Here is a 12155-nt window from a genome sequence, read left to right on the forward strand (position 1 = left end):
AAGTTTGCGACAGAAATTGACGGCTGCGCCGGATGCCCGACGTTCGCTTACACCCCGCGGAGCAACGCCCGGGCACTCCCGTTCCGCTGCTAGTTTCTGGACATGAGCCAGCGACGTGCGGACGGGAGCGCCGGGGACGCCGACTACGGCGCCATCGGCGGGGTCTACACCGACTACCGCAAGCCGGATCCCCGCATCGGCCGGTACGTCCTCGACGCACTGGGCGACGCGCGGACCGTCCTGAACGTCGGCGCGGGCGCCGGCGCGTACGAACCCGAAGACCGGGAAGTCACCGCGGTCGAGCCGTCGGCGTCGATGCGCGCGCAGCGGCCGGCGGGCCTGCCGCCGGCGGTCGACGCTGTCGCGGAGAAGCTGCCGTTCGGCGACCGGGCGTTCGAGGGCGCGATGAGCACGTTCAGCGTCCACCAGTGGAACGACCTGTGGGCCGGGCTCAAGGAGATGCGCCGGGTCACCCGCGGCCCGATCGCCATCCTGACCTGCGACCCGCAGCTGCTGCGCCGGTTCTGGCTGCTCGACTACGCGCCCGAGGTGATCGAGACCGAGGCCCGGCGCTACCCGTCGGTCGACGACATCGCCGACGGGCTCGGCGGGCACACGTCGATCGTCCCCGTGCCCATCCCGGCCGACTGCACGGACGGCTTCAACGAGGCGTACTACGCCCGTCCCGAACGCCTCCTGGACCCGGGCGCGCGGCTGTCGTGCTCGGCGTGGAGCTTCGTCGACGACCGCGTCCACCACCGGTTCGCCGCGGAACTGCAGCACGACCTCGACGACGGCACGTGGGAACGCCGGTACGGCAAGTTGCGCGAGCAGCCGTCCTTCGAGGGGTCGCTGGTGCTCGTCGTCTCGGACCCCACGGCATGACGCCGCCGCGGTTCGACCCCGAGCTGGCGCCGGTCATCGAGGCGTTGCGCGCGCTTCGCCCGTCGCTGTCGCGCCTGGACGAAATCCCGGGACGCCGGGAGCTCAACGCCGCGGACAACTGGACGCTCGACCGGCTGGCCGCCGCGTACCCGGCGTACCGGGTTTCCGAGGAGCGGGCGGGCGAGGTGCCGCTGCTCGTCCTGCGCCCGGCCGAGAGCGTGGGCGTCCTGTACTACGTGCACGGCGGCGGCCTGATCGCGAGCAGCCACCTCGGCCAGGACGCGCGGAACGCGCTGGCCTGGTCGGGCGAGCCCAACCTGACCGTCGTCTCGCCGGGCTACCGGCTCGCCCCCGAGCACCGGTACCCGGCGGCCCTCGAGGACTGCCACGCCGGTCTGGAGTGGACGGCCGAACACTGCCCCGGCCCGCTCGTGCTCGGCGGGGCCAGCGCGGGCGGCGGGCTGGCCGCGGCGCTGGCGCTGCTGGTCCGCGACCGCGGCGGCCCGGCACTGGCCGGCCAGCTGCTCGTCTGCCCGATGCTCGACGACCGCAGCGACACGCCGTCGGCGGTCGACTTCGACGGCCACGGCCTGTGGGACCGGACGGCGAACCTCATCGGCTGGACGGCCTACCTCGGCGACCGCCGCGGCACCGCCGACGTCCCGGCCTACGCGGCCCCGGCCCGCGCCGAGGACCTTTCCGGCCTGCCACCGGCGTTCCTGGACGTCGGCGCGGTCGAGACGTTCCGCGACGAGGTCGTCACCTACGCGCGCCGGATCTGGGCGGCGGGCGGGGACGCCGAGCTGCACGTGTGGCCCGGCGGGTTCCACGGCTTCGATTCCCTCGCGCCGGAGGCGAAGATCAGCCGGGCGGCCCGGGCCGCCCGGCGGACCTGGTTGCGCCGGCTACTCGGCCAGTAGCTCCTGCAGCTCCCGCACCGCGACGGCGAGTTCGTCGGCGAAGCGGTACATCTCGGCCGAGACGTGCTTCGGCGTGCTCAGGTAGATGTTCCAGCGGTCCGGCAGGAGCACGTACGCGACGCCGATGCACTGCGTGCTGGTCGAGCCGAACCCGAAGAACTGGATGTTGACCGACGGCGCCGAGCTGGTGCTCAGGTAGTCGTCGCGCAGCTTCAGCCAGCCCGGCGAGGTGAAGAGGGCCGGCGTTTCGGTGTCGCCACGGCGTTTCCCGATCAGCTGCAGCTCCCACAGGTGCTGCTCCGGCGCGTCCCCGGCCTGGCACTCCTTCGCGCGGGCGACGTGCTTCGCCGCCGCCGCGCGGAAGGCTTCGCGCTTCTCGTCGAGCGAGGCGTCCGAGGTCATGACGTCGGCGAAGTGTACGACCTCCGGTGTCACCACCCGCATGGCTTCGGTGCGGCCGTTCTGGAACTGCCGGGTGGCGATCGACTCGTACGTCGCCCCCGTCAGGCCCTTCGCGCGGCGGTGGGCGAGCTGGTAGGCCATCTGCGCGAAGGCGTCCGGGGACATCCCGAGCTCCTTCGCCCGGTTGGCGCCGAAGTCGAACGACACCGTCTGCGTCGCCGTCGCGTCCGCGTACGCCCGGAAGGCCGCTCCGGCGGCGCGCGCGTCTTCGCGGAGGGCGTCGGTCAGCGTGAACTCGATGGCCTCGAAGCCCGGGACGCCGTCGGCTGTCTCGCGCGGCTCCCGCGAGCCGCTCAGCACGGCGTCGGTGAAGCCGAGGATCGTGGTGCCGTCGAGTTCGCAGTGCTCGACGTTGATGCCCGCGCTGCCGTCCTCGAAGACGACCAGCGACACGGCCTTGTCGTACCAGCGGTTGTCGCCGTACAGCAGCCGGTCGCTCGCCTCCAGCGTGCTCGACGGGCTGAAGTCGTCCAGGCACAGGCAGAACAGCGCCGTCTCGATGGTTTCGAGCGCCGCCGCGTTGCCCGCTTCGAGCAGCGCCGTCCGCGAAGCCGCCCATTCCGCGCGCGCCTTCGTCGTGAGGTGCCCGGGCAGGACGTCGGAACCGTGGTCGTCCTTGAGGATCGCGCGCAGGCCCTCCGCCAGCTGCGCCGGCGAATACGGGCGGCCGTCCGCCGCGATGACGTCCATGCGGAACGGCGTGCCCTTCGAGAACACGACGATGTGCCGCTCGGGCGACGGGAACCGCGTGCGCGCGGTGTCGATCAGCTCGCCCGGGATGCGCGTGGCCGAGAACAGGAACTTGTGCTGCACCATCGACTGCGGCGTGCCGCGCAGCAGCACCGGCGGCACGAGCTCGTCGTCGAGCTTCAGCTTGTAGTCCACGGCGGACGCGGCCAGCTCGGCCGCGCGTTCCACCTGGCCCAGCGGCGAACCCTGGAACAGGAAGAAGAAGTTGGCGTTGAGCGCGATCCGGTCGCGGCGGCCGAGGTAGCGGTACGGCCAGAACGTGTCGAGCCAGCTGCGCACGCCGGGTGCGCGGTCGTACTCCTCGAGCCGCTCCTGCAGCTCCGGGCCCGGGCCCGCCACGAACTCGGCCAGCGCCGCTTCGGTCTCCGCCAGCTCCGCCGGCGTCAGCAGCGGCGCGCACCATTCGAGGAAGCGGCGGCGGCTGTCCTCCAGGGTGGGGACGGGGACGCGGGGAAGCCGGTCCTCGTTGCCGAAGGTGCGGGTGGACCATTCCGGACTGCTCACGGTCATCCTTCTTCGTCGGAGAATGCGAGGGGGGCCGAGCCTTCAGGACGGGAAACATACAGCTGCGCGTAGAGCCACCCGTCGGACTCCAGCCCGGTGGGGTCGACCCCGGCCGCGCTCAGCGTGTCCAGGATCTGCGTCTGCTCCTCGGCGGAGGCGAACTGCCGCTGCCGGAAGACCCCGCCGACGCCCGTGGTCTCGTAGCCGAGCTCGGCCAGGCTCTCGGCGATCGGCTCGTAGGAGAACATCCGCAGCACGAAGTGCGCCATCCACGGCTGCGCGCCGCGCGCGACCCGGGTGAGCGTCTTCTCGGTGACGTACCCGACGCAGCCGGTCGAGACGACGAGGTCGACGTCGTCGAGGAGCTTCTGCTGGGTGCTGTCCGGGTCGTCGCGCTCGAGGTCGGCGTGGATCGCCTCGTCGAGGAATCCCGCGGAAAGGGCGTACTCCAGGGCCGGGTCCGAGCTGTCGAGGCCGTAGAACTTCGGGCCGCCGGGGCGGACGCGCTGCCGGTCGGCCGCGACCAGGGCCGCGTGGTCCAGCGCACGCACCGCGGGGTCGGTGTAGTGGGCGTAGAGGTCGTCCATCGTCGCGTCGCAGCGCTGCAGGGCCGCGTTGACGCCGTACGAACAGCCGACGTCGAGGACCGTCGGCCGCTCGGCGGGGTGCGCGTCGATCAGCCGCGCGAAGTACGGCTTCGCCAGCTGCGGGATGTGGTAGCCGACGCGCTTGAGCGTGCCGAAGAACGGCCGCGGATCGGGCGCGGTGTAGATGTGGTCGAACGAGATCTTGCCGGTCGAGTCGAAGGGCACGGGCCAGGCTCCTGATCTAGTCGAGCAGTTCGTCGCCGCGGACGGTGCGTCCGGCGAGGTGGACGGGCAGGACGCGGCCGAACAGCTGCCTGGTCCGCTCCGCGCTGCCGACGACCCCCGGGCGCTCGCTGTAGGCGAAGATCGCGGAATGCCGCGCGATCGCGCCCGCCACGGTACTGACCCGGTGCAGCGCGAAGCGTCCTTTGAACAGCTGGAGATCACCGGGCCGCAGGTCCAGCCGCCGCACCGGCCGGGTGTCGCCGGCCAGCACCGAGCGCACGGCGGCGAAGTTCTCGTCCGCGGCGGACCGGATGCCCGGGCAGAACTCGAAGGTCCCGCCGTCCTCTGCGGACTGCGTCAGCATGCTGACGGTGTGGGTGTTCGTGTCGAAGTGCCACGGGTGCGCACGGCCGGGCGCGATCACGTTGAGCGTCAGCCCGGACAGGGGGTCGGCGAGCTCGTGCAGCTCCGGCAGCCCGAAGCAGTCGGCGACGAACCGCTGGAACAGCGGGCTCGTGTAGAGCCGGCTGATGATCGACGACACCGGGATGCGGTCGCGCGCGACGAAGGCGTTGCCGCGTTCCATGATCGTGCGCCCCGGGTGGTCTTCGGGCAGGAGCTCGCCGATCGCGGTGTTGTAGGCGTTGACCTGCTCGATCTTCGTGTAGGCGTGCGGTTCGAGCGCGGCGCACTCCTCGCGCAGCACGGCGTGCAACTCGGGACGGATGAAGTCGGGGAGCACGCTGCAGCCGTCGGCGGCCAGTTCCGCGCGGGTGCGGTCGACGACCGCCCGCCTGGCCGGGCTGCCGGAGCCGGTGAGCGGGTAGCGGTCGGTGTCGACCATTTCCAGTGGCGCTACGGAGGTGCTCATCGTCGAGGTCCCTTCCGGCGGGTGAAGGAACAGAGTTAGCACAGATCCCCGCTGGTCAACCGTCAGTTTGTGAGCGGTGACACACGGTCGTCAATTGCCGATTTTGCTGGCCCACGCGCTGAGCTTGACGCTGTCGGTGGTGCCGAGATCGGTCTCCAGCGGCTGCTTCTGCGCGGGTTCGCCAGGGATCGGGACCACCGAGATCGCCGCGCCGGTGTGCTTGTCGCCGCTGGTGACGGTCGCCGACCACGCGAGCACCGACAGCGCCTTCTCACCAGGCTGGAGCGTCAGGTCCTGCGGGCCCGGATTGGGCGCGAAGTAGGACGTCTCGTGCAACACCTTGACGTCGAGCGGTTCACCGTCGCCCGCGAGGATCTTCAGGTCCGGGTAGCCGGTGACCTTGCGCGGGACGGTGTCCAGGTTGGTCAGCGTCAGGACGCTGGCGCGGTGCCCGAGTCCGGCTTCGACCTGACCGACCGAAAGGGACAGCCCGCTCGGCGGCGGCGGCCCGTACGTCGGGCTCGGCGGCGGAGTGGGTGTCGGAGCCGGTGGCGGCGTAGTACCGCAACCCGCGAGAAGCGCTACGACGAGCAGCGGCGCGAAGCGCGAAACCCCCATGCAGCGGAAGGGTAGCGGAGGTCGCGAATGACTCATTCGGGACGCCCGGCGTCCCGAATGAGTCATTCGCGACGTTTCACGGCGTCAGCAAGGGCAGGAGCGGCTTGCGCACCGCGGTCGCGACGCCGTCCGACGCCTCCGCCGCGGCGAGCCGCTCGGCCGACGGCCGTCCGTAGCCCGTCGTGCGCTGGACCAGCGGGCGGCCCAGCGGCTCGACCATCGCGCGCATGTCGCTGATCGTCTTGTACGACCCGTTGGACGCGCCCGCCATCCGGCTGATCGTCTCCTCCATCAGCGTCCCGCCGATGTCGTTGACGCCACCCTGCAGCACCGCGCGGCTGCCCTCTTCGCCGAGCTTCACCCAGGAGCTCTGGATGTTGTCGATCATGCCGTGCAGCAGCAGCCGGGCCAGCGCGTGCACCGCGCGGTTCTCGCGCAGCGTCGTGCCCGGGCGGGCCAGTCCGGCCAGGTAGATCGGCGCGCTCTGGTGGATGAACGGCAGCAGCACGAACTCGCTGAACCCGCGCCGGCCGTGCTTCTCGAGACCCTCGCGCTGCAGCCGCGCCAGCAGTTTGAGGTGCGCGACCCAGTGCGCCGGGGTGTCGACGTGGCCGTACATCATCGTCGACGTCGTCGGCAGCCCGACCTCGTGCGCGGTCGTGACGACCTTGATCCACTCCGACGTCGGCAGCTTGCCCTTGGTCAGCACCCAGCGGACGTCGTCGTCGAGGATCTCCGCGGCCGTGCCCGGCAGCGAGTCCACACCGGACTCCTTGGCCTTGATCAGCCAGTCCTTCAGCGAGAGGTTGGTCCGCGAAGCGCCGTTCACGACCTCCATCGGGCTGTAGGAGTGCAGGTGGATCTCCGGCTGACGGCGCTTGACCTCGGCCGCGAGGTCGAAGTACGCGGTGCCCGGCAGGTCCGGGTGGATGCCGCCCTGCATGCAGATCTCGGTCGCGCCCGCGGCCCACGCCTCGTCGACGCGGTCGCCGACCTGCTCCAGCGAGAGCGTGTACGCGTCGGCGTCGGTGCGACGCTGCGCGAAGGCGCAGAAGCGGCAACCCGTGTAGCAGACGTTGGTGAAGTTGATGTTCCGCGTGACGACGAACGTGATGTCGTCCCCGACCGTCTCGCGCCGGAGGTCGTCGGCGATCCGGGTGAACGCGTCGAGTTCGCGACCGTCGGCGTGCAGCAGCGCCAGCGCGGCGTCGTCGGAGAGCCCGGCGGGGTCCTTTTCCGCGCTGCGCAAGGCTTCCAGGATGTCCGTGTCGAACTTGGCCGGCCCGGTCTTGATCCGGTCGCCGATCTCCTTCCAGTCCCCGTACACGGAGTCGAAGTCGCTGCGGCGGTCCTCGGTGCGGCCGCTGGTGTCGATCTCGGTGTGCAGGTCGGTGCGGCCGGACTCCTGCCAGCCGCCGTCCGGCTCCTGCCACGGGATGCCGACCGGCATCGCGCCCTCGCGGGCCATCCCGGTTTCGTAGTCGACGAGCGCGGCGACGTGCCGGGTGATCCGCGGGTCCAGCCACGGCTCGCCCGCCTTGACGTACTCCGGGTAGATCGTCAGCCGTTCCTTGAGCTCGAAGCCGGCCTTCTCGGTGCGGCGGGCGAGCTCGTCGATCTGCGGCCAGGCGCGTTCCGGGTTGACGTGGTCCGGGGTCAGCGGCGACACGCCACCCCAGTCGTCGATGCCGGCGCGGATCATCAGGTCGTACTGGTTGCCGATCAGGTTCGGCGGCGCCTGGATGCGCATCTTCGGGCCGAGCACCAGCCGCGCGACGGCGATGTTCGCGGCGAGTTCCTCGAGGTCGGCGTCCGGGGTCGCGCGCATCTTCGTGTCCGGCTTGGCCCGGAAGTTCTGCACGATGACTTCCTGGATGCCGCCGTAGGTCTTGGCGACCTTGCGGATCTCGAACAGCGCGTCCGCCCGCTCTTCGAACGTCTCGCCGATGCCGATCAGGACACCGGTGGTGAACGGGACGCTGCTGCGTCCGGCGTCTTCGAGCACCCGCAGCCGGACCGCCGGATCCTTATCGGGTGAGCCGTAGTGCGGGCCGCCCTTCTCGCTCCACAGCCGGGTCGCGGTCGTCTCCAGCATCATGCCCATCGACGGCGCGACCGGCTTGAGCCGCTGGAAGTCCTGCCAGGTCAGCACGCCCGGGTTGAGGTGCGGCAGCAGGCCGGTCTCCTCGAGCACCCGGATGGCCATCGCGCGGACGTAGGACAGCGTGTCGTCGTAGCCGTGCGCGTCCAGCCAGTCGCGGGCGGCCTTCCAGCGGTCCTCGGGCCGGTCGCCGAGCGTGAACAGGGCCTCCTTGCAGCCCATCTCGGCACCCTTGCGGGCGATGTCGAGGACCTCGTCCGGGGACAGGAACGGTGACTCGAGCCGGCCCGGCACGGTCACGAACGTGCAATACCCGCAGCGGTCGCGGCACAGGCGGGTCAGCGGGATGAACACCTTGCGGCTGTAGGTGATGACGCCGGCGCGCCCGGCTTCGGCCAGGCCCGCGTCGCGGATGCGCGAGGCGTACTCGGACAGCGTGGTGAGGTCGTCACCGCGGGCGTGCAGCAGGACGCTCGCTTCGGCTACGTCGAGTGTCTTCCCGTCACGCGCCCGGGCGAGCGCGCGGCGCATCGCGGAGGCGGTCGGGGTGGTGGCGTCGGGTTCGGGTCCCATTCCGCCCACGCTAGGACCGTCCTCGCGGGACCAGCCAGGGTGTGTTCGACACCTCGCTCGCCTCGGCAGCCGGAGTGATCGTCGTCGCAGGTCAGGGGGATCCGCGGGTTGTCGATCAGCGCGTCGCCGTGTATTACCTAAAGGGTGGCATCGGTGGTCGGCAAGAAGATCGGCGGACGGACGTACTACTACCTGGCGGAGTCCGCCCGGGTGGACGGCAAGCCGCGGGTGGTGACCCAGCGTTACCTCGGCACGGCCGACGAGATCGCCCGCGCCGTCCCGGGCGGCGAGCCCGCCTCGGCGTCGTACCGGACGTACGGGGACGTCGCCGCGGTGTGGGCGACGCTGTCCCGGCTGGACTTCGTCGCCCGCGTCGACGAGGTCGTGCGCGCCAAGCCGTCGCTGGGGCTGACGCTCGCCGTCGCGGTGCTGCACCGCGCGACCGCCCCCGGAACGCCGATCGGCGAGTGGTGGACGGCGTCCGCGGCCGCGGACATCGTCCGGCCCGAGCTGTCCACAGTGGACGGATTGTGGCGGGCGCTGGACCGGCTCACCCCGGACCGCATCGCGGGCATCGAAGAAGCCGTCGCCGCCGCGGTACTGGCCACGTTAGCCGACCACGCCGCGCTCGCCGTCGACGTCCCGCAGTTCGCCGCCTTCGCCGCGGCCGACTGCACGCTGCCGTCGGCCTGCCGGGGCGTGCTCGCCGGGGCCGGGCTCCGGGTGACCCGCGACGGCGCGATCCCCCTGGCGTCGCGGCTCTACCGGCGTGACGACGGCACGGCCCCGACGTTCGCTTCGGTCACGGCGGGGCTGGGCCCCGCGACCCTCGTGTTCCACTCCGGCCAGGCCGCCCAGCTCGACCTGGGCTCACGCAGCGGGTTCGTCGGGTCCCTGCCGCTGACCGACCACCCGGAGCTGCTGACCCAGCCCGCGTCCGCCCGCAAGCGCGTCGACCCCGAGCGGTTCGCCGGGCTCACGGCGCTCGACACGCACGCGGTCGTCGACGGCGTCCGGCGGCGGGTGATCCTGACCCACTCGGCGACCCTGCACGCGGCGCAGTCCCGCGCGTTCGCCGACGAGCTGGCCACCGCGACCCGCGAGCTCGACGGCCTCGCGGAGGCGCTGGCGGCGGGCACCCACCGCGGCGACCGCGCCCAGGTCCACGCCGAGATCGGCCGCGTGACCCGCGGCCGGCGCATCGAGCGGGTGCTCACCGCCGTGCTGAGCGGGAACCGGCCCGGCGAGATCCGGGTGGAACGGCGCGTCGACACCGTGGCCATCGCCCGGCTGGACGAGGAGTTCTTCGGCAAGCAGGTGCTGGTCACCGACCGGGACTGGCCGGTGGCCGAGGTGGTGACCGCCTACCGGGCCCGCACCCACCTCGAATCGACGTTCCGCTGGCTCACCGGGCCCGCCGTCACCGGCCCGACCCCGCGCTGGGAGTGGACGCGGCAGCGGATCGCGGCCCACGGCCTGGTCTCCGTCCTGGCCGCGACGGTGACCCACCTGATGCGGCGCGAGGCGGACCGGGCGGGGATGAACCTGTCCGTGCGGGAGCTGCTGGACCAGCTCGCGGGCATCGGCGAGCTGGTGCTGCGCTACCCGTCGACCGGCGGGCGGCCACGCACGAAACGCCTGCTGACCGGGCTGGACGCCGATCAGCAGGCGCTGTTCGACCTGTTTCAGCCCTCGCGGTAGATCTGCAGCGCCGAGAAGCTCTGCACCACCGGCATCAGCTCGATGACGTTGATGTTCACGTGCGCCGGCTGGTTCGCGGCCCAGAGGACGGACTCGGCGACGTCGTCGGCGGTCAGCGGCGTGGTGCCTTCGTACACCTTGTCGGCCTTGGCCTGGTCGCCGTCGAAGCGGACCTTCGAGAAGTCCGTGCCGCCGACCATGCCGGGCTCGACGTTGGTGACGCGCACGCCGGTGCCGTGCAGGTCGCTGCGCAGGTTGAGGCTGAACTGGTGGACGAACGCCTTGGTCGCGCCGTAGACGTTGCCGCCGGGGTAGGGGTAGGTGCCGGCGATCGAGCCGATGTTGATCACGTGGCCGCGGCCGCGCTCGACCATGCCCGGGAGCAGCGCGCGCGTGACGTGCGCGAGGCCGCGGACGTTGGTCGCGATCATCTCGTCCCAGTCGGCCAGATCGGCCTTGTGCGCCGGCTCGAGGCCCTTGGCCAGGCCGGCGTTGTTCACCAGGACGTCGACCTGCTTCCACTCCGCCGGGAGCGTGGCGATCGTTTCCCGCACGGCTTCGGGGTCGCTGACGTCGAGGGTCACGGGCAGAACGGCGTCGCCGAGCTCGCCGGCCAGCTTCTCGAGCTTGTCGGCGCTGCGGGCGACGGCGATGACGCGGGCGCCCTCGGCGGCGAACCGGCGCGCGATGGCGTCACCGAAGCCGGCGCTCGCGCCGGTCACGAACACGGTCTGCTGGGTCATCTGGTGGCTCCGCTGTTCTTCAGGAAGGTGCTGAGTGCCTCGTCGAACTCGGTCTCGCGCTCCAGGTTAGGCAGGTGGCCCGCGCCTTCGATCACCACCAGGGTGGAAGTCCGGATTTCCCGGTGGATGAGCTCGGCCTCGCCGACCGGGGTGAACTCGTCCTCCCTGCCCACCACGACCAGGGTGGGCACGTCGATCCGGCTCAGCGTCGGCGTGTAGTCGGGGCGTTCGGCGCGTCCCCGGAGCGCGGCCGCCGCCCCCTCCTTCGGGGCGTTGCGCATCATGCGGCGGACGTGCGCCTCGACGTCCGGCCTGGTCGCGCGGGTCTGCTTCGAGATCATCTTGGGGAGGAGCTCCTCGGCGTAGCGCTCCATACCCTCCTCGGTGATCCTCGCGGCGGTGTCGACGCGCGCCTGCTTGGCCTCCGGGGTGTCGAGGCCGGCGAAGGTGTCGGCGAGGAGGAGAGCTTCGACGCGGCCCGGGTGGTCCGCCACCAGCTGCATGGCGATCTGCCCGCCCATGGAGAGGCCGCCGAGGACGAACCGGTCCAGGCCCAGGTGGTCGGCCAGGGCGATGAGGTCGGCGGCGAAGACGTCGAGGCCGGTCGCGGTGTCCCGGGTGGGGGACTCCCCGTAGCCGCGGAGGTCGGGGGTGACGACGCAGTGGCCGCGCTCGGCGAGGTGCGTGGCCTGGGGCCGCCACATGGAGCGGTCGAAGGGGTGGCCGTGGACCAGCAGGACGGGACGGCCGGTCCCGAGGTCGTCGTACGCGAGGTTCATGCGGCCGACGTTAGGCAGAGCGCTGGCTCCGAGCAATACGGTGCAATGTAGTCGGAGCAATGTTTTTCCGGGGCCCTTCGGTGGCGCTCGGGGCCGGTTGGGGGCAGACTGGCCTCGGACGGGCTTCGTCATGGGGTCTGACCTGCGCCGATCTTGTTAAGGGACCCCCCTGTTTCGGGTCCTTTCGGGGCATGTAAAGTTCTCCAAGTCGCCAGGGAAACCGAGCGACAGGGACACGAACCAAGCTCTCGCGGAAAGCGATTGAGTGGGTGGCCCACAAAAACTGCTAGGAATAACTCGCTTCGAGTAAGGCCGCTTGACGGCGGTGCGACTCGGGGTGTGTTGCTTGAGAACTCAACAGTGTGCTAGTGAACTAAGCCAGTAGAGCTTATATGAAACCCCCTCGTCGGGGTTTCCTTTGAGATGCAAGAAATTG

General features: G+C 71.2%; 10 protein-coding genes. 3 read left to right on the plus strand and 7 right to left on the minus strand.

The window, feature by feature from the left end; all coding sequences use genetic code 11:
- Positions 1-102 precede the first annotated feature (102 nt).
- Both OO60_RS24395 and OO60_RS24400 read left to right on the plus strand, forming a co-directional pair.
- On the plus strand, positions 103-885 hold the full coding sequence (locus OO60_RS24395; protein WP_003067080.1) for a class I SAM-dependent methyltransferase: 783 nt from the start codon (positions 103-105) through the stop codon (positions 883-885).
- Entirely contained in the window at positions 882-1805 is a 924-nt protein-coding gene (locus tag OO60_RS24400) for an alpha/beta hydrolase fold domain-containing protein (RefSeq protein WP_033262125.1), read from the plus strand. Before OO60_RS24395 ends, OO60_RS24400 begins: the two co-directional genes overlap by 4 nt.
- Here OO60_RS24400 and OO60_RS24405 read toward each other — a convergent pair.
- From OO60_RS24405 to OO60_RS24425, 5 genes are all read right to left on the minus strand, one after another.
- Entirely contained in the window at positions 1791-3527 is a 1737-nt protein-coding gene (locus OO60_RS24405) for a choline/carnitine O-acyltransferase (protein WP_004558478.1), read from the minus strand. The genes OO60_RS24400 and OO60_RS24405 overlap by 15 nt on opposite strands.
- Positions 3524-4333, minus strand: a complete 810-nt coding sequence (locus tag OO60_RS24410; RefSeq protein ID WP_004558479.1) for a class I SAM-dependent methyltransferase — start codon at positions 4331-4333, stop codon at positions 3524-3526. The genes OO60_RS24405 and OO60_RS24410 overlap by 4 nt, the downstream gene beginning before the upstream one ends.
- Positions 4334-4349: 16 nt before the next feature.
- Positions 4350-5204, minus strand: coding sequence for a HalD/BesD family halogenase (locus OO60_RS24415; protein ID WP_033262126.1), 855 nt, complete (start codon positions 5202-5204; stop codon positions 4350-4352).
- Between the two features lie 90 nt (positions 5205-5294).
- Positions 5295-5822 carry a DUF4232 domain-containing protein gene (locus OO60_RS24420; protein WP_004558481.1) on the minus strand — a complete coding sequence of 176 codons (528 nt, stop codon included), beginning with the start codon at positions 5820-5822 and terminating at the stop codon, positions 5295-5297.
- 76 nt (positions 5823-5898) lie between these two features.
- Positions 5899-8496 carry a bifunctional FO biosynthesis protein CofGH gene (locus OO60_RS24425; protein WP_004558482.1) on the minus strand — a complete coding sequence of 866 codons (2598 nt, stop codon included), beginning with the start codon at positions 8494-8496 and terminating at the stop codon, positions 5899-5901.
- Positions 8497-8649: 153 nt separating this feature from the next.
- Here OO60_RS24425 and OO60_RS24430 point away from each other — a divergent pair, with 153 nt between their 5' ends.
- Complete coding sequence (locus OO60_RS24430; protein ID WP_004558483.1) at positions 8650-10197, plus strand: IS1634 family transposase; 1548 nt, start codon at positions 8650-8652, stop codon at positions 10195-10197.
- On the opposite strand, the gene OO60_RS24435 is transcribed toward OO60_RS24430, so the two are convergent.
- Both OO60_RS24435 and OO60_RS24440 read right to left on the minus strand, forming a co-directional pair.
- Positions 10182-10940 carry an SDR family oxidoreductase gene (locus OO60_RS24435; RefSeq protein WP_004558484.1) on the minus strand — a complete coding sequence of 253 codons (759 nt, stop codon included), beginning with the start codon at positions 10938-10940 and terminating at the stop codon, positions 10182-10184. The genes OO60_RS24430 and OO60_RS24435 overlap by 16 nt on opposite strands.
- Positions 10937-11719: an alpha/beta fold hydrolase gene (locus OO60_RS24440; protein ID WP_004558485.1), complete on the minus strand. Its 783-nt coding sequence runs from the start codon at positions 11717-11719 to the stop codon at positions 10937-10939. The genes OO60_RS24435 and OO60_RS24440 overlap by 4 nt, the downstream gene beginning before the upstream one ends.
- Between the last annotated feature and the right edge of the window lie 436 nt (positions 11720-12155).

This window comes from Amycolatopsis vancoresmycina (assembly GCF_000716785.1).
In the GTDB taxonomy this organism is placed as follows: domain Bacteria; phylum Actinomycetota; class Actinomycetes; order Mycobacteriales; family Pseudonocardiaceae; genus Amycolatopsis; species Amycolatopsis vancoresmycina.

What these genes read in the sequence shown, in the direction of transcription:
- OO60_RS24395 (WP_003067080.1), top strand. Translation starts at nt 103, where the DNA reads ATGAGCCAGCGACGTGCGGACGGGAGCGCCGGGGACGCCGACTACGGC.
- OO60_RS24400 (WP_033262125.1), top strand. Translation starts at nt 882, where the DNA reads ATGACGCCGCCGCGGTTCGACCCCGAGCTGGCGCCGGTCATCGAGGCG.
- OO60_RS24405 (WP_004558478.1), bottom strand. Translation starts at nt 3,527, where the DNA reads ATGACCGTGAGCAGTCCGGAATGGTCCACCCGCACCTTCGGCAACGAG.
- OO60_RS24415 (WP_033262126.1), bottom strand. Translation starts at nt 5,204, where the DNA reads ATGAGCACCTCCGTAGCGCCACTGGAAATGGTCGACACCGACCGCTAC.
- OO60_RS24420 (WP_004558481.1), bottom strand. Translation starts at nt 5,822, where the DNA reads ATGGGGGTTTCGCGCTTCGCGCCGCTGCTCGTCGTAGCGCTTCTCGCG.
- OO60_RS24425 (WP_004558482.1), bottom strand. Translation starts at nt 8,496, where the DNA reads ATGGGACCCGAACCCGACGCCACCACCCCGACCGCCTCCGCGATGCGC.
- OO60_RS24435 (WP_004558484.1), bottom strand. Translation starts at nt 10,940, where the DNA reads ATGACCCAGCAGACCGTGTTCGTGACCGGCGCGAGCGCCGGCTTCGGT.
- OO60_RS24440 (WP_004558485.1), bottom strand. Translation starts at nt 11,719, where the DNA reads ATGAACCTCGCGTACGACGACCTCGGGACCGGCCGTCCCGTCCTGCTG.